At 35.2% G+C, this 17,493-nt stretch carries 20 protein-coding genes; 11 read left to right on the plus strand and 9 right to left on the minus strand.

The genetic code is table 11. The features are described 5' to 3' along the window. The 6 genes from Q73A0000_RS15985 (at position 1) to Q73A0000_RS17120 (ending at position 5,664) form a co-directional block, all read left to right on the plus strand. Positions 1-720: a pyridoxine 5'-phosphate synthase gene (locus Q73A0000_RS15985; RefSeq protein ID WP_193811897.1), complete on the plus strand. Its 720-nt coding sequence runs from the start codon at positions 1-3 to the stop codon at positions 718-720. 94 nt (positions 721-814) lie between these two features. Then, a complete protein-coding gene (locus Q73A0000_RS15990) occupies positions 815-1,600 on the plus strand; it encodes an alpha/beta fold hydrolase (protein ID WP_193811898.1) in 786 nt (261 codons plus the stop codon). A gap of 63 nt (positions 1,601-1,663) precedes the next feature. Next, a complete protein-coding gene (locus tag Q73A0000_RS15995; RefSeq protein ID WP_193811899.1) occupies positions 1,664-2,668 on the plus strand; it encodes an NAD-dependent epimerase/dehydratase family protein in 1,005 nt (334 codons plus the stop codon). A gap of 2 nt (positions 2,669-2,670) precedes the next feature. Continuing rightward, positions 2,671-4,434 carry an AMP-dependent synthetase/ligase gene (locus Q73A0000_RS16000; RefSeq protein WP_193811900.1) on the plus strand — a complete coding sequence of 588 codons (1,764 nt, stop codon included), beginning with the start codon at positions 2,671-2,673 and terminating at the stop codon, positions 4,432-4,434. 50 nt (positions 4,435-4,484) lie between these two features. Then, entirely contained in the window at positions 4,485-5,537 is a 1,053-nt protein-coding gene (locus Q73A0000_RS16005) for a diphosphomevalonate/mevalonate 3,5-bisphosphate decarboxylase family protein (RefSeq protein WP_193811901.1), read from the plus strand. A 1-nt stretch (position 5,538) separates the two neighbouring features. Then, the gene (locus Q73A0000_RS17120; RefSeq protein ID WP_262892923.1) at positions 5,539-5,664 is read left to right on the plus strand and encodes a hypothetical protein; all 126 of its coding nucleotides are present in this window, start codon (positions 5,539-5,541) and stop codon (positions 5,662-5,664) included. Between the two features lie 239 nt (positions 5,665-5,903). Here Q73A0000_RS17120 and Q73A0000_RS16010 read toward each other — a convergent pair whose 3' ends face one another. From Q73A0000_RS16010 to Q73A0000_RS16050, 9 genes are all read right to left on the minus strand, one after another. Then, entirely contained in the window at positions 5,904-6,098 is a 195-nt protein-coding gene (locus Q73A0000_RS16010) for a hypothetical protein (RefSeq protein WP_193811902.1), read from the minus strand. 11 nt (positions 6,099-6,109) lie between these two features. Beyond that, complete coding sequence (locus Q73A0000_RS16015) at positions 6,110-6,706, minus strand: MarC family protein (protein ID WP_193811903.1); 597 nt, start codon at positions 6,704-6,706, stop codon at positions 6,110-6,112. 43 nt (positions 6,707-6,749) lie between these two features. Next, a complete protein-coding gene (locus tag Q73A0000_RS16020; RefSeq protein ID WP_193811904.1) occupies positions 6,750-8,486 on the minus strand; it encodes a BatD family protein in 1,737 nt (578 codons plus the stop codon). Then, positions 8,486-9,226, minus strand: a complete 741-nt coding sequence (locus tag Q73A0000_RS16025; protein WP_193811905.1) for a tetratricopeptide repeat protein — start codon at positions 9,224-9,226, stop codon at positions 8,486-8,488. Before Q73A0000_RS16025 ends, Q73A0000_RS16020 begins: the two co-directional genes overlap by 1 nt. An 88-nt stretch (positions 9,227-9,314) precedes the next feature. Beyond that, complete coding sequence (locus tag Q73A0000_RS16030) at positions 9,315-10,322, minus strand: vWA domain-containing protein (protein ID WP_193811906.1); 1,008 nt, start codon at positions 10,320-10,322, stop codon at positions 9,315-9,317. Between the two features lie 300 nt (positions 10,323-10,622). Beyond that, positions 10,623-11,630 carry a vWA domain-containing protein gene (locus tag Q73A0000_RS16035; protein ID WP_410504118.1) on the minus strand — a complete coding sequence of 336 codons (1,008 nt, stop codon included), beginning with the start codon at positions 11,628-11,630 and terminating at the stop codon, positions 10,623-10,625. A gap of 3 nt (positions 11,631-11,633) precedes the next feature. After that, positions 11,634-12,530, minus strand: coding sequence for a BatD family protein (locus Q73A0000_RS16040; protein WP_193811907.1), 897 nt, complete (start codon positions 12,528-12,530; stop codon positions 11,634-11,636). 3 nt (positions 12,531-12,533) lie between these two features. Next, the gene (locus Q73A0000_RS16045; RefSeq protein WP_193811908.1) at positions 12,534-13,397 is read right to left on the minus strand and encodes a DUF58 domain-containing protein; all 864 of its coding nucleotides are present in this window, start codon (positions 13,395-13,397) and stop codon (positions 12,534-12,536) included. 71 nt (positions 13,398-13,468) lie between these two features. After that, the gene (locus Q73A0000_RS16050) at positions 13,469-14,473 is read right to left on the minus strand and encodes an AAA family ATPase (RefSeq protein ID WP_193811909.1); all 1,005 of its coding nucleotides are present in this window, start codon (positions 14,471-14,473) and stop codon (positions 13,469-13,471) included. 288 nt (positions 14,474-14,761) lie between these two features. On the opposite strand from Q73A0000_RS16050, the gene Q73A0000_RS16055 reads away from it, so the two are divergent. The 5 genes from Q73A0000_RS16055 to Q73A0000_RS16075 all read left to right on the plus strand — a co-directional run bounded on the left by Q73A0000_RS16055 (position 14,762) and on the right by Q73A0000_RS16075 (position 17,462). Next, positions 14,762-15,232: a DinB family protein gene (locus Q73A0000_RS16055; protein ID WP_193811910.1), complete on the plus strand. Its 471-nt coding sequence runs from the start codon at positions 14,762-14,764 to the stop codon at positions 15,230-15,232. Between the two features lie 71 nt (positions 15,233-15,303). Then, a complete protein-coding gene (rlmB, locus tag Q73A0000_RS16060; RefSeq protein WP_193811911.1) occupies positions 15,304-16,041 on the plus strand; it encodes a 23S rRNA (guanosine(2251)-2'-O)-methyltransferase RlmB in 738 nt (245 codons plus the stop codon). A gap of 81 nt (positions 16,042-16,122) precedes the next feature. After that, positions 16,123-16,572 carry a hypothetical protein gene (locus Q73A0000_RS16065; protein WP_193811912.1) on the plus strand — a complete coding sequence of 150 codons (450 nt, stop codon included), beginning with the start codon at positions 16,123-16,125 and terminating at the stop codon, positions 16,570-16,572. A gap of 29 nt (positions 16,573-16,601) precedes the next feature. Then, positions 16,602-17,111: a nitroreductase gene (locus tag Q73A0000_RS16070; protein ID WP_193811913.1), complete on the plus strand. Its 510-nt coding sequence runs from the start codon at positions 16,602-16,604 to the stop codon at positions 17,109-17,111. A gap of 66 nt (positions 17,112-17,177) precedes the next feature. Next, positions 17,178-17,462 carry a TM2 domain-containing protein gene (locus Q73A0000_RS16075; RefSeq protein ID WP_193811914.1) on the plus strand — a complete coding sequence of 95 codons (285 nt, stop codon included), beginning with the start codon at positions 17,178-17,180 and terminating at the stop codon, positions 17,460-17,462. Positions 17,463-17,493: the final 31 nt, after the last annotated feature.

The following is a 17,493-nucleotide window of genomic DNA, read 5'->3' on the forward strand; positions in this document are numbered from 1 at the left end:
ATGACAAAATTGAGTGTAAATATTAATAAAATTGCGACCATCAGAAACGCAAGAGGTGGTGAATTACCAAGTGTAACTGAAGCTGCAATTAAGTTGCAGGAATTTGGCGCGCAGGGAATTACCATTCATCCAAGACCAGATCAAAGACATATTACGAGAAAGGATGTTTATGATTTAAAGCCTTTAATTCATACCGAATTTAATATAGAAGGAAATCCGCATCGTGCTTTTATTGATATGGTTTTAGAAGTAAAACCTGAGCAGGTTACACTTGTTCCAGATGGTGAAGATGCGATTACGTCGAATGCAGGTTGGGATTGTGAGTATAATTTGGAATTTTTAAAATTGGTAATTTCAGAATTTAAAGAAGCCGGAATTAGAACTTCTATTTTCCTGGATCCAAATCCGGAAATGGTAAAATTTGCTAAACAAACTGGTGCTGATAGAATTGAATTATACACTGAAGCTTACGCAACCAATTATTCTAAAAATAAAGAAGAGGCAATTAAACCTTATATCGAAACTGCTTTAGAAGCAGAGAAATATGGATTAGGTGTTAATGCTGGTCACGATTTAAGTTTAGAAAATTTAAAATATTTTGCAGATAATATTCCTAATTTATTAGAGGTTTCCATTGGTCATGCTTTGATTTCTGAGGCGTTATATATGGGACTTGAAAATACCGTTCAGGCGTATCTGAAGCGTTTAGCAAAATGGTAAAATAATGGAAGCGGGCTTTAACCCGTTTTTCTGTATTCAATATTTATAGGCTTTAGCCGAAATTTATGTTAATTTTGAACTTTAATTATTATTGATGGAAATTCTGCACTCAAAGATTTACGGAGAAGACAAACCAGGAACGCCGCTTTTGGTATTTCACGGATTATTCGGAATGCTCGATAACTGGGGAAGTTTCGGTAAAGAAATGGGCGAGTTTTTTCCGGTTCATTTAATTGATTTAAGAAATCATGGAAAAAGTTTTCACTCACCAGAAATGTCGCATGACGATTTAGCGCACGATATTTTGCATTATATGGAATCCCACAATTTGCAGAAAGTTAATTTGTTGGGTCATTCTTTGGGAGGAAAAGCAGTGATGCAATTTGCTATTAAATATCCGATCAAACTGGAAAAATTAATCGTAGTTGATATTTCACCAAAAGCATATCCGCCACATCATCAGGGAATTATAAAAGCGTTAGAAACGGTTGATTTCGTAAAAGTGACTTCCAGACAAGAAGTTGAAGAAATTCTACATCAATATATTCCTGAGAAATCAGTCATTCAATTTTTGGCAAAAAACCTTTATTGGACTGATGATAAAAAACTAAACTGGCGTTTTAATTTAAAAACACTTTCCGAAAAATACACAGAATTTGTTTCTAATGCAATCAAATACGGTGTGTTTTCAGGAGAAACTTTATTTATTTCGGGAGCAAAATCCAACTATATTTTACCTCAAGATGAATTCCAGATTAAACAGCAATTCCCAAATGCATCAGTCGTTACGATAAAAAATGCGGGACATTGGGTGCAGGCCGAAAATCCTACTGACTTCAACGAAGTGGTTAAAGATTTCCTTTCGGAACATCGAGTTTAATTTCGAATTATTTAAAAAACTCAAAGTCTCCAATCTCATGTCTCCAAATCTCCCCTCTAAATTATGGTATTAGTCACAGGTGCTACTGGAATTCTCGGCAGAGTTATCGTTTTAGAATTACTGAAACGCGGTAAATCCGTCCGGGCAACCAAAAGAGCTTCCAGTAACATTGAAGAAGTTCGTGAATCTTACCGATTTTATACCGATAAAGCCGACGATTTTTTTAATAAAATTGAATGGATTGATGTCGATTTTCAAGATTTAGAATCATTACAGAACGCACTTGATCAAGTCACCGAAGTCTATCATTGCGCTGCTCACGTGAGTTTTCATCCCGATGAAAGGCGTACGATGTATCAAACTAATATCGAAGGAACAAGACAACTTCTTTTTGCCTGTGAAGATTCTTCGGTTAAGAAATTCTGTTTTGTAAGTTCAACTGCTGTTCTAGATGGCGTTAATGAAAAAGGCGAAACGACTGAAGATTCCAATTATAATTCAAAACTGATTCATTCGCCATATGCTAAGTCCAAACATTTTTCTGAAATGGAGGTGTGGCGCGCCTCGGCGGAAGGATTAAATACCGTAATTATCAATCCAGGCGTAATCATCGGTAGTGGAAACTGGCAGTCGAGTAGCGGTGAAATTTTTGATGCTTTTGAGAAATATCCTTACGCGATGAGCGGAAGTACGACTTATGTTGATGTTAGAGATGTTTCTGAAATCGCCATTTCATTAATGGAAAATAATATTTTTGGAGAACGGTTTATCATTATTTCTGAAACTAAGAAGATTATTGAAGTTGCAAATTTTGTTCGTGAAAAATTAGGGAAATCAAAAGCGAAAGTGCTGTCAAAAGGAATTTTAAACTTAGGTTACGTCTTCAATGTTTTATTCGGATGGCTTTTTCCTAAGCTTAGAATGATGAGTAAAGTCAATCTTGAAACTGTAACTTCAAATCATGTCGTTTCAAATAAAAAGATTAGAAAAGAACTTGATTATCAATTTATTCCAGTTTTTGAAAGTATTGATTTCCATTTAAAAAATTATATCTCAGATAAAAAATAACTATGAATGTTGCTGAATTTTTAAATATTAATACTGCCAAGTTTCCGATGAAACCGGCAATCGGTTTTAAGAAAAAAGAAAAGTGGACAGAAATCACTTGGTCAGATTTCCGACGATTGGTTTTTAAAACTGCAAATGCACTTTGCGAAGCAGGTATTTCTGAGCACGATAAAGTGGCCATTTATTCTGATAATTCAGCAGAATGGATTGTAACTGATTTGGCGATTTTGTCTTTGGGAGCGGTAACCGTTCCGATTTATTCCACTAATAATGAGGAGCAGGCAGAATATATTCTGAACGAATCTGAATGTAAAATCATCTTAGTCGGAAATCAGGAACAATATGATGCAGCTTTTAATATTTTAAATAGAAATCATATTTTGAAGCAGGTTTTGGTTGCGAAAAAAGCAATCTGGATCAAAAAAGAAAACAGTCAATATTTCGAGGATTTTATTAAAAAAGCAGAAGAAACTTTTGATATTGTTCCTAAAGAAGATGAAGATTTAGCCACCATTATTTATACTTCAGGAACCACGGGTGTTCCAAAAGGAGTGATGCTGACTCACGGAAATTTCCACAAATCGGTAGAAGCACATTTTGAATTTTTTAAGTTTAAAAACTTCGAGAATGAAACTTCTTTAGCATTTTTACCATTAACGCATATTTTCGAAAGATCTTGGACTTTACTCGCTTTGTATGGTGGAGCAAAAGTTTATTTCCTGGAGAATACCAAACTCATTGCAAGTGCATTAGTAGAAATTAAACCGACTATAATGTGTGCTGTGCCAAGGTTTTATCAGAAAATTTATGCGGGAGTTAATGAAATGGCAAACAACAGTTCTGAGTCTAAAAAGAAAATTTTCAACTGGGCAATTGCAACGGGAACTGAAGTTGCAGAATTGAGACGATTAAATAAAGAAATTCCATTTTCCTTAAACATTAAAAATAAAATTGCAGGCATCATGGTCTTTAATAAGGTCAAGAAAAAAATGGGCGGAAAACTCTGGTTTATGCCTTGTGGTGGAGCTTCTGTCTCGTCTGAAGTTACGCGGTTTTTTGAGGCATTGGGTATTCATATTACGGTTGGTTATGGTTTGACAGAAACTACGGCAACTTTAACTTGCTTTCCTTTTCATAATTTTGAACATGGATCTGCGGGAATTCCCTTTGGCGATACTCAAATTAAGATTGGTGAAAACGATGAGATTTTAGCCAAAGGAAGCGGGATTATGAAAGGTTATTATAAAAAGCCAACTGAAACTGCGGAGGTTTTTACCGAAGATGGTTGGTTTAAAACGGGTGATGCAGGAAAATTTGACGCAGCTGGAAATTTAATAATTACGGATCGGATTAAGGATTTAATGAAAACTTCGAATGGGAAATATATTGCGCCGCAACCTTTAGAAAATCTACTTTCAGATAATAATTATATCAATCAAGCGATGATTGTGGCAGAAGGAAAACCTTATGTTACAGCGCTGATAATTCCAAATTTTGAGGCGTTGCAGGAAGTGATTGCAAAAATGAATATTCCTTTTACGAATTGGGCAGACATTGTTAATTTGGAAAGTATTCGAGAGTTTTATCGGGAGAAAATGGACGATATTCAGAAAGGACTTTCCGGTTTTGAAAAGGTGAAGAAATTTACTTTAATGCCCGCAGAATTCGAAATAGGAAGTGGCGAAATTACGCCGACTTTGAAAGTCAAACGAAATGTAGTTTTGCAAAAATACGCGGCTTTGGTAGATAAGATGTATAATTCTTAATTGTGCATTTAAAAAAAATAGTCTTTATTAAAGTAAATTAGAAATAGAATATGAACGAATTTTCAGGAAATTTAAACTTCGAAATCTCTAATCAGAAAGTCAACGAATCTTGTCCTTCTAATATTGCCTTGATCAAATATTGGGGGAAATATGAAAACCAGATTCCAGCAAATCCAAGTATTAGTTATACTTTAAATCTGTGTAAAACAAATACAGAAATGCAGTTTATCGCTGATGAACCGTTTTCTGTTCAGACTTTTTTAGCTGGAAAAGAAGAATTGAAATTTGCTGAGAAAATCGAGAAATATTTTAAAAATATTGAACGGTATTTGCCCTGGATTTTAAAAGGCAAATATATCATCCAAACAGAAAATACTTTTCCACACAGTTCTGGGATTGCAAGTTCTGCTTCCGGTTTTGGAGCGATTGCAAAATGCTTAATGAATTTAGATAAAGCTTTTTCGGGACAAACTGATGAAGATTCGTCGTTGAGAAAAGCAAGCTTTCTGGCTCGTTTAGGAAGCGGAAGTGCTTGCAGAAGCTTGTATGCCGGATTGGTTGTTTGGGGAGAAACCAAAGAGGTTTCCGGAAGTTCTGATTTATTTGCAGTTCGCTATCCGAATGAAGAAATTCATGAAGTTTTCAGAAGTTTCAACGATTGGGTTTTACTCATTCACGAAGGTGAGAAATCGGTGAGTTCTACAGTTGGTCATGGTTTGATGAATACGAATCCGTATGCAGAAAGAAGATTTCAGGAAGCCCATGAGAATTTCGCTAGTCTGAAAACGATTTTGAAAAACGGGGATATGACAGTATTTATTAAAATGGTTGAACATGAAGCGCTGACCTTGCACGCGATGATGATGATGAGCGAGCCCGCATTCATTTTGATGCAAACGGGAACTTTAGCCGTCATTAATAAAATATGGGGATTCCGAAAAGAAACGAACCTTCCTTTATTCTTTACTCTAGATGCAGGTGCGAACGTACATTTGCTTTTCCCAAGTAATAGAGATGAAGAAAAAATTCAAGAATTTATTATTAAAGAATTAGTGCAGCATACCCAAAATAATGGAGTTGTAAAAGATGTGATGCGGTTCTAAAATGAAGAAAAAGTATTGGTATATAGTCTTAGTGGTAATTATTATTTTACTGTTTATCGCACTATTCTACGGAAAAATAATTCGTGTCGGAAGTTGGGGATATAACAGAACTATACAATGGAATTAATCAATTGCTCCAAAATTGCTTTTTACTGCAAATCCAAGATTCACCGTGTTTCGCCGGAAATAAATAATTTAAAAACGGATAATTTACAAGAAGTCGTTCTTCCAAACTAAGCACGCAAAAGTTTGTAAAAGTTTATTAGAAAGAAGGTTTGCTAAACTTTAGTTTACATCATTTTTACAGATGTCTTTTGCCTCTTTTGCTGTTTAAAAGAGTAAAGATTTAAATTCTTAAGATGGAACTTACTTTTTAACCGCAAGTCTGCTCAAGGTATGCATGATAAAAACCACGATGATACCAACGATTGCTGCAGACATTGATAGGATGAAAGTAGAGTTTTCTTCTGCAAGAAATCCTAGATTCCATTCGATAACGTAAAGGTTTACACAGATAAATACGATGAAAAGCGCTAAGAATATTTTATAGAACAGTTGCATTTTTATAAATATTAAAATTTAACATACGTTGAGAAAAGTTGTGCGAAGTTTGCTGTAAACAACTTGATTGAAATTGCAAGAAGAATGATTCCGAAAACTTTTTGTAAAACTTGAAGCGTTCCGTCCCCTAATTTTTGCTCTAACCAATTCGCTGATTTCAGCACCAAATATACGAAAATTGTATTGATTACAATTCCTACAATGATATTGATATCATGATATTCAGCACGTAAAGATAGAGTAGTCGTCAATGTCCCAGCTCCTGCAATCAATGGAAATGCAATGGGAACAATCGATGCAGACTTCGATTCTGTATTCTTTTGAATTTCAATACCGAGAATCATTTCCAAGGCGATGACGAAAATTACAATAGCTCCAGCAATCGCAAATGAATTCACATCTACGCCGATGAGTTTTAGAATTTTATTTCCGATAAAAAGAAATGCAATCATTAAAACTCCTGCAACGATAGAAGCGCGTTCGGCTTCAATCTTACCAAACTTCTTTTTTAGACCAACGATGATTGGTACTGAACCGATAATGTCGATAACAGCAAAGAGAATCATCGATGCAGTAAGGGTTTCTTTGATGGAGAAATGTTCTAACATTGGTTGAAATTATTAATTTCGCAAAAATATGAAAAATAAATCATTATTTGCTAATTTCTGAATATAAGATATGAATCGAGTTGTACAGGTCATTCATCTGCTCTTCAGAATGAAGTGGCGCGAATTTTTCGATCTGAATTCGCTCCGAAAGTGTTCTGTATTGCTCCGAAATTTGTTGACCTTTAGTTTGTTCTAAAATAGTTCTGAAATCTGAATCGGTATTTGCATAATAGGATTCTTTCGTCTCTCTATTCAATTCAGTGTAAGCCGAAAAGAAATTGGTGAAATCTTTATTATCTTTTAGAATTTTTAAATATTCAATACTTTCCTCGAAGTGGTTATTGAGGTTTTTTCTAATAACTTCTTCCGTGTCAGCAATTGTGGTGATTGGACTCGAAATAAGCTGAGGTTTTAATTTTCTCTTTTCTCTTCTTTTCAGAACAATTAAAAATAAAGAAATGAAAGTCATCAACAGTGCTAAATTACCGATAACAATTTTCCAGTCGATTTTATTTTTATCTTTTACTTTAAAGTTTTGGGTTTGTAAAACTGGCGTGTTTACAGTTTCTAAAACAGTATTCGTATAGTCATTTACTTTTTCTAAAGTTGATTTTTCTTCAGCAATTTGTGCTGGAGTTTTTACATTAATCAATAATTCTTTAGAGCCCAAATCAGAATATTTTTTGGTTTCAGGATCGAAGTAAGAGAAATCTTCAAACTTAATAGAAATCGGTCCTGATTTTTTTGGAACAATAATATATTCCGCGCTTACAAAGCCAGAAAGTCCATTCTTTTTAGCGATGGTTTGCGAGGTTATTTTCGGCGGGAAGAAAACATAATCAGAAGAATTTAGAATTTTTGGTAAATGCAAACTTCCCAGATTTCCCGAACCTGCCACTTTTAAAATAATATGCAAAGGTTTTTCGATTTCTGGAATGATATCGGTGATTGGATTAAATAAATCAACGGTAAACTGACCAACTGCATTCTTGAAATGTCCTGGCATTCCAACTGGAAGTTTCTTTACATTCAGTTGAACCTTATTCGAAGAAATTCTGTTGTCTTTTGAGGAGTTAGCAAAAGAAGCTGAAATAGGATTAATTTCAACATTTCCTGTCTCCGAAGGAAATATGATGAAAACTCCGATCACTTGTGAAGCCATTCCAGCGTTGGATTCAATGTCAGATTTCGCAAAGCTTACCGGTTTTATATTTGCATTTTGTTGATAAGGAAAATGCAGTTTTCCTAATTTTCTGAAATTGTCGTAGTTGCGACTGTAAGCGCGGAGAATCGCAATTGTTGGTTCATTTTTATAAACTACTTTATCCTGAACTTCTAAATTCAAATACATGTTATTTCGATCAGAATTATCAGCTACGGAATTACTTCTATCACTGTCTCGAACATTAATATCAAACGGTTCAGTTTTATAAATTTTTCCGTTGACGGTAACCAAAGCAGAGCCAATTTTGACTTTTCCAACTTGCTTTGGTGAAAGGACACATTGATAGACCAATTGATTAATTACATCTCCTTTTTTGGCATCTAAAACTATTGTATTTCTGTCAGATGCAGTTCCAATAATGTCGAATTTTGAAAGATCTGGCATTTGCAGCGGAGTTTGCTGCTCCATATTTTCACCACTAATTTCAAGAAGTATTGTTAAGGTGAAACGTTGATTTACTCTTTGATCTTTAACATCAGAAATTGCCAAAGTAACCTGACCATAAGTGAATACCGCAGAGAATATAAATAATATGTAGGACAGTTGTTGTTTCATCACCAATCCTTTTCGTTGCTTTCTGGCATCGAATAAGAGTTTTTGTTTAGAATTTTCTTAGCGGTTTCCCGTTCTTTATTCCCAACACGGTTTAAAAGCGCATCTTCTAAATCTTTGGGCATTTGATCGGCATTGCTGTTTTTATTTTCATTGGGATCTTTCCCTTCGCCATTTCCTTTATTTTGTTGTCCGTTTCCGGCTTCTTTCTGAGGTTGATCTCCTTTATCCTGACCTTTGTTTTTGTCTTTATTCTGGTCGTTTCCGCCGCCACCAGAATTGTCTTTTTGTTTTTTCTGTTCTTCTTTTTGTTTTTCTTTCAACATTGCAATTTCATAATTCTTACGAATGCTTTCATTATAAGGATCTTGCTTTAATGCTTGTTTGTAAAGTTCCGCAGCTTTTTTGGAATCTTCAGTTTGCATATAAGTATTCGCTAAATTATAGAGCGCAGCACTTTTGTCGGGAATAGTAGTAGAAAGTTTTTCGGCTTTTTCGAATTCGGCTTTTGCTTCTTCGTACATTTTTCTTTTGTAAAGAGAATTGCCCAGGTTGTAGTGAGCCATAAACTCTTTGTCGTTGAGTTGTACAGCTTCCATATATTTCGAAGAAGAGGATTCGTAATTTTCTTTGTCGAATTGCTGATTTCCTTTGAAGACTAATGTCTTATAATTTTCTTGAGCAGAAAACAGGGAACAGCCAAACGCTATAAGAAACGTGGAAAAAAGTAAATTCAGATTCATCACTGCAAAATTATTCCTTTATTTGTTAAAGTCTATGGATGGAATAGTTAAATTTCGGTTAAATTCGGCTGAATGTCTTGGTTTTGAATCAAATATTGAAGTCTCGGTTGGGATTCAGAAGAAATATAACAAGAAAGAGCAAGATTGAAACGCCTAAGAAATATTGATAGTAGTGAATTGCATTATTTGATTTAACCATCGTTTCCGACGAAGTTGCGCTTTTACGTAATCCGTCAATAATTTGAGTCGTCGCATTTTCGAGATTATTTCCATCTACGTAAGTTCCATTTGTTTTGTTGGCGATATTTTGTAAAGCTTGAGTTTCTCTTTTGGAAATTACGGTTTCTCCTTGGATGTCGGTTTTATATCCCATCAATTGACCGAAAACATATTCTGGAATCGGTGCACCTTCTTCAGAACCAATTCCGACCGTGATGACCGAGATACCTTCTTTGGCGGCAAGTTTTGCAGCAGGTTTTTCATTGCTTTCATTATCTTCACCATCGCTCAATAGAACGACTTGTCGGGCACCTTTGGGAATGTTTTTAAATTTGTCTACAACGGTTTTCATTGCTTTTAAAAAGTCAGTTCCCTGTATTTTTACGATATTGGTTTCTACGCCACCAAGGTAAGTTTCGGCCGCAGTGAAATCGGTTGTTAAAGGCATGATTGAGTTGGCATCACCAGCGAAAACAACGATTCCGACTTTGTCGTTTTTCATTTTTTCCATCGTGTTGATGATGATGTTTTTGGCTTCGTCTAAACGGTTGGGTGCAACATCTTGTGCATTCATCGAATTAGAAACATCGAGTAGAAAAATGACGTTGTTCATTTTCTGTTTTGATTTTACTTCTTCGGAACCACTCAGTAAATCAACGATTGATAAGACTAAAAATAAAGTCGCAAGCAAATAAAGAATCGGTAGAACTTTTGTAAATCCAGTTTTTTTCTCGAATAATTCGTCTTGAAATTTTGCTTCGGCGAAAATTTTCTTTCGCTGATTTTTCCATTTGAGATAAGAAATCATGATGATTCCGAGCAGCGGCAAAAGCAGCAACAGAATTAAATATAAGTTATTTCCTAAAGTCCAGTTCATTTTATTTTTTGAATATTGTAACGATTTGATTTGCTTAATATACAAAGTCACAAAAGTTCTATTTTTTAGTTTGTCAAAAGTGCAAAAAAGTATTTGACTTTATCTCTGTTTTATAAGTTATTGAAATCTCTTTTCTCTTTTAAGTTTCCTTCGAAAGAAAAAATGCCTGAAGTTCTAGCCCCGATGGAAACGGCATCCCCAAAAGCGATGGCATTGCTGCGGATTGGGATATAGTGGACAGCGGGACTGCTCTTGTAAAAAGCTAAAACCTTGGTGCTCCTAAAAATATTCATCTCTATTTTAACTTAAAAATTTATAGAAAACCCAGCGCAACAAAGCGTCCAACATCAAAATGGCTAAGGCAATCCACAGGAAATTTCTAAAATATTCCTGGTAATTATAGAGTTTGGTCGTTTTTAATTCGGACTTTTCGAGCTTGTTAATTTCGTCATATACTTCTTCTAAACTTTGGTTGGATGAAGCACGGAAGTACTTGCCACCCGTTGTTTGCGCAATTTCGCGCAGAACCGGTTCGTCGATTTGAACTTTCTCTTCGGTAAAAACCAAGTCGCCAAAAAGATCCTGCTGCGTCGGCATCAAGGCGTAACCGTTGGTGCCAATCCCGATGGAATATACTTTGATTCCACTGGCGCGCGCCAACTCTGCAGCGACTTGCGGAGGCATTGCGTTTTCAACATTGCTGACTCCGTCGGTCATTAAAATGATGATTTTAGATTTCGCTTTGCTATTTTTTAAATGAGCGACCGCTACGGAAAGTCCTTCACCAATCGCTGTTCCTTGTGTTAATTCTGATGTGCTAAGGTGATCAAGTTCATCGATAACCACGGCGTGATCGGATGTTACGGGAACTTTGGTAAATGCTTCGCCGGCGTAAGTCACCAATCCGATTCTGTCGCCAGGTCGGCTATTGACGAATTTTTTTGCAATATTTTGTAGTGCTGTTAAGCGGTCGGGTTCTAGATCTTTGGCCAGCATACTCAATGAAACGTCGACTGATAGCATGATGTCGATTCCTTTGCTGTCATCTTGATCTTGCGAAATCGTAAATGTTCGTGGTCTTGCCATCGCAATAATTAGGCAAGAAAGAATAATGTATTTTGAAATTTTCAGCAGAAATAAAACGAAGAGAATCGATTTGTTTTCTTCCATTTTTTGAGTGGAAGGAACGGTGATTCCGGAGCGTTTTTTCTTGGCTATATCGCGAATAATCAAAGGAATGAAAACCGCAAATAGCAATAAGAACCACGGGCTGTATAATTCGAAATTTAAAAAATCCAATGTCATCATTTTTTATACTCCAGTTCTTAATTGTTCAACCTCCAAATCTTTGGAAGAGCGTTTTACGAAAGATTTCATTTGCTCGAAATCATCCTGCATGTTTTGTTGATCTGGAAAAACCTTTGCAAATTTTACAAGATCTCCTCTTAAAAATATGTCTTCTATTGTTTTTTCGTTTTCTGCGGAAATGGTATTGTTTAATTTAATGACATCAATTAAATCGTCTGTCAGTAATACATCTGCCGGAATCTTATATTGTTTGGTGATGAATTTTCTTGTGATATCCAATAATTCTACATAGAATAATCGGTAGTTTCCGTCTTCGATATAATTTTTCTTTTTCAGCTTTTCTAACTCCTTTAAAGTTTGGTTGGTCATCACGATTGGATCGGATTTTTTTCTTCGTCCATATTTGATGAGTTGATAAATGATGAAAATTACGGCTAAAAGAATCAGTACTCCTAGAATATACCATTTGTACATTTGCCAATAATCCTGAACGTCGAGGTGAACCTCTTTGTTCTTCATGATATCATTAATCTTGTCGTCTTTTTGCGCAGTGTTAATGACTTCAATATCGTAAGGAATTGTTTTCAGCAACTGGCCGTTAATTCTAAAGTCAAGTGCCGGAATGGTGAATTTTCCTTCTTCGTAAACCGCAAATTCGATGATGCGATCGTACGTGTCAGCTTGCTTATTGATGCTGTCTTTTATTTCTTCAAAATGAAAAGGAAGGAGTTCGTTTTTCGGTGCAGACAAAACATCTTTTGCCTGTAAATTTGAAATGTGAATGTGCAAATTGCCGGGTTCGCCCAAAGCTAAAGTCTGCTTATCAAGCTTGGAGCTTAGGGTTTGCGAAAATGCAAAGGCACTAATCAGTAAAAATAGGATGATTTGTATTCTTTTCAAAACTTATCTTTTTCTAAAATATTGATACAAAAATTTGGAGTAATCTTCGCCAGTATTAATATTAATAAAACCTGCCGATGAACTTTCGAAATCTTCGGTTACGTTTTTTACTTTTTGTTTTTGCTGTTCGGCGAAATTATAGCGCCATCTTGCGTTGGAGGTATTTGCCCAAATTTGTTTTCCGGTTTCTGCATCGGTAAAAAGAGCATAACCAATATCTGGGATTTCGTTATCCTTTTGATCAAAAACTCTTAAACCTAATAATTGATGTTTACGCGAGGCAACTCTCAGCATTTTTAAATCATACGAATCTTCGAAATCGGAGAACATAAAGATCAATGATTTCTTTTTGAAAACACTCATCATATATTCTAACGCTTTATCAATTTTTGCTTCTGCAGGAACATATTCTGCGGAAAGAATGTTGCTGATGATTGCTAAAATATGTTTTCTTCCTTTTTGAGGTGGAATTACTTTATATACTTTGTCGGCGAATAAAATCAAACCGACTTTATCATTGTTCCCGGCTGCGGAAAAACCTAAACTTGCTGCAATCTCAGCAACGAATTCTCTTTTTAACTGAGTTTGTGTTCCGTAATTCATTGAGGCGGAAATGTCGACCAACAGCATCATGGTCAATTCCCGTTCTTCTTCCATTACTTTTACAAATGGTTCGCGGAAACGGGCAGTTTTATTCCAGTCTATTCTACGGATTTCATCGCCAAACTGATACGGGCGAACTTCGGAAAAAGTCATTCCCTGACCTTTGAAAGCGCTGTGATATTGACCCATCAAGGTAGCTTCCGTTTTCTTTCGAGTTCGGATTTCAATTTGTTTTACTTTTTTGATGACGTCTTTAATCTGCATTTTTTTCAAATAATTGATGATTAATGATTGAATTAAAAAATAGATTATCAATCATTATTTATCGTTTATATTTAAGGTGCTTGAATTTTACCCAATATTTTTTCGATAATTTGATCAGCAGTAATTTCTTCAGCTTCCGCTTCAAAACTTAAACCGATACGGTGACGCAAAACATCTTTTGCAATTTCTTTCACATCTTCTGGAATAACGAAAGCACGGTTTTTCAAGAAAGCCATCGCTCGTGCTGCAATCGATAAATTGATGGAAGCTCTTGGTGAGGCTCCAAAACTGATATAACTTTTCAAATCTGAAAGTCCATATTGATCTGGGAAACGGGTTGCGAAAACCATATCCAGAATGTACTTCTCAATTTTTTCATCCAAATAAATCTGGTTGATTAATTTCTTTGCTTCTGTAACATTATCTAAAGTAATTACTGGTTTTATCTCAGGAGAATGTCCCGATGCAATCATTTTCATAATCTTTCTTTCGTCTTCGAAATCAGGATAAGTAATCGTACATTTCAGCATGAAACGGTCGCTTTGTGCTTCTGGCAAAAGATAAGTTCCTTCCTGGTCAATTGGGTTTTGAGTAGCCAGAACTAAAAACGGTTTTGGAAGTGGCATTGTTTCATCACCGATGGTTACTTGCTTTTCCTGCATCGCTTCTAATAATGCCGACTGCACTTTTGAAGGCGCACGGTTAATTTCATCAGCCAAAACGAAATTGGCGAAGATTGGTCCTTTTTTTATGGAGAAATCATTGTCTTTAATACTGTAAATCTGCGTTCCAACAACATCAGCAGGCAGTAAATCTGGTGTGAACTGAATACGGGAAAAAGCACCGTGTACGGCGTCTGCTAAAGTTTTGATTGCTAACGTTTTAGCCAGTCCTGGAACACCTTCCAACAACACGTGACCATTACCAAGAAGACCGATTAATAAACGATCTACCATGTATTCCTGTCCGATAATTGCTTTGTTGATTTCCTGTTTTAAAAGTGAAAAAAAGTAATTTTGTTCTCTTACTTTTTCGGTTAACTGTCTAATATCTTCAGCTTGATTGAGTTCTGACATAGTGTTTGTAGAATTTTAAAGTGTAAATTTCCATTAAATACGCAGACCAGTCAACACAATTAATGCCAATACTAAGTTAAAGTTTGTTAAACCTTATCGCTTCTAGGTTCTAGGTCAAGAAGCGGCGATTTTGGATAGATGAATAAATGATAAATAGATAGGGCTTAAAATGACTTTTAATTCTTTGATTTCTTACGTTAAATCGTGAACGTATATTAATGAAACTCAGCGAAATTCTTGTCATTTTCAGTTAATTAACCTATTTTTGACCCTTAAAATAATAGCGAAATGAATTATCATTTTCAGGCGCACCGTCAAGTTCGACGAAACCTTTTAGAAATCCTGCAAAATACTTCCACTAAAGATTTATTGTTGATTCCGGATGGATTCAATAATAACATTTACTGGAACATTGCGCACACCGTGGCGACACAGCAATTATTGCATTATTACCTCAGTGGAAATCCGTTCCGTATTGACAAATATTGGATTGAAACTTATAAAAAAGGTACGCTTCCTAATTTGGATGTTCAGCAATCAGAAGTGGATGACCTGGCTTTTCTGTTGACAGAAACTTCAAAGGTTTTAATGAAAGATTATGACGATGATTTCTTTCCGGATTATACTTCTTATACCACCAGTTTTGGATTGGATTTGAAGAATATTCAAGACGCTATTATCTTTAACAACATGCACGAAAGCTTGCATCTGGGATATGCAATGGCTCAAAAAAGAGCAATCCTGGGAGAGCAATTTTAAAAAATAAAACCGTTCCGATTTCAAGGTGAGGAACGTAAATAGAACCTTGAGTATTTAATTTTAAAGAACTTATGAAAGACGATTTTATATTTGGGTTACGCCCAGTAATTGAAGCAATTGAAGCCGGGAAAACCGTAGATAAAGTATTTTTGCAAAATGGTTTACAGGGAGATATTTATTATGAATTAAAAGAACTACTGGCGAAATACAAGATCAGACCGAATTTTGTTCCTATTGAGAAATTGAATCGCTTTACGAGAAAAAATCACCAGGGAGTTGTTGCTTTTATTTCTGATGTACCTTTTCATTCTATTGAAAATATTTTACCTGAACTTTTCGAAGCTGGTAAAACGCCGTTTCTTTTAATTTTGGACCGATTGACTGACGTTAGAAATTTTGGAGCAATTTGCAGAACTGCAGAATGCGCCGGAGTTGATGCTGTTATTATTCCGGAAAAAGGTGGAGCGCCGATGAATTCTGATGCGATTAAAACTTCCGCTGGAGCGATGTATAATATTATAATCTGTAAAGAAAAAAATCTAGCACATACCGTTGATTTTCTTCAGCAGTCAGGCGTTCAGGTTTTTTCTGCAACTGAAAAAGCACAGAAATTATATTACGATGTAGATTTTACACAACCGTGTGCAATCGTAATGGGAAATGAAGAAACTGGAATTTCTAAAGAAGTTTTACATCATTCAGATGAGAAAATAAAACTTCCGATGGAAGGTAAAACGCAATCTTTAAATGTTTCCGTTGCTTGTGGTGCGATTCTTTTTGAAGCGACGCGTCAGCGATTGAAAATGTAATCTTCTTTTCAATTTACAATTGATTTTTTGATCGATTCTATTTGAAAAGAATTTTTATCTTTATTAAAAAATGGAAGTGATATGCAGAAGAATATCATCGTGAAAAGTGAAGTTCGCACTTACGTCAAAGAAATTATTGCACAAAAGATTCAAAAACTGGATAATTTTTTAGAGTTCACCTTGGAAGCAAGTCGTGAGGTAAAAAAGACTTCTAAATATGATTCCATTCGTGAAGAAATGCAGGAAGAGATTTATCAGATGCAAAAGCAAATGGCTTCATTAAAGGATTTGAAAAGAAATTTAGCTAAGATTTCAGAAAAAACTTCAGAGAGAATTCAATTGGGTTCGATTGTTTTCACTAATAAAGCGAGGTTTTTTATTTCAGTTTCTTTGGGAGAGTTTTTCTTTGAAGGCGATCGGTTTTATGCGATTTCGGAAGAAAGTCCAATGGCGAAAATAATGTTTGGAAAACGGGTTGGCGATTCCTTTACCCTTAATAATATCAGTCAGGTTATCGAGCAAGTCTGGTAATCTTTAATTAAAAATAATTTAACTCATCAATGGAGAAAGCAGAAGTATTAAAAAATATCATAGAAACAAGAAGAAGTATTTTCCCAAAATCGTATTCGACGGAGGAAATTGATGAAGAAGTTCTGGCTGAAATTTTGAATTCTGCGACCTTTGCACCGAGTCATAAACGAACAAAACCCTGGAGGTTAAAAGTTTTTCGTGGTGAAGAGAAAAATCAATTGGGAGCGAAACTGGCAGAAATCTACAAACAAACGGCAAATTCTGAAACCTTTCTGGAAAAGAAATATCTTGACATTTCTGACAAAGTATCAATGTCGAATGCAATCGTTACGATTTGTGTGAATTTCAGTGGTTTAGTTCCAGAATGGGAAGAAATAGCAGCAACCGCGATGTCTGTTCAAAATATGTATCTCACTGCAACAGCCAATGAAGTTGGTTGTTATTGGAGTACGCCGGGAATGATTAATCATCTGAATAACTTTCTAGGTTTAGAAGAAAATCAGAAATGCATTGGTTTGTTTTATTTAGGAAAAGTTTGAGTTAATTGTAACGTCGAAGCGTAATTGCATACTTATGTTTAAATAATTAAACTAAAAATTGCAGATATGGAAACTTACGGTTATAACGATCCTCAATCATCGCAAACTCCCAATAATTATCGCTCAGAAAAGAAACTTGCAGCCGGACTTTTGGGTCTGTTGCTTAGTCCTTTTGCAGCGAATAAATTTTACTTGGGTTACATGAAAGAAGGAATTATACAGATTGTTTTAAATATTTGTACCTGTGGAATTGCAAGTGTGATTCCTTTTATCGAAGGAATTATTTATATAACCATGAGTGATGAGCAGTTCGACAGAACTTATGTTCAGAATAAAAAAGCCTGGTTTTAAAAGCAAAAAGAACTTCTAATATTTTAGAAGT

This window comes from Kaistella flava (ex Peng et al. 2021), from assembly GCF_015191005.1.
Lineage (GTDB): Bacteria > Bacteroidota > Bacteroidia > Flavobacteriales > Weeksellaceae > Kaistella > Kaistella flava.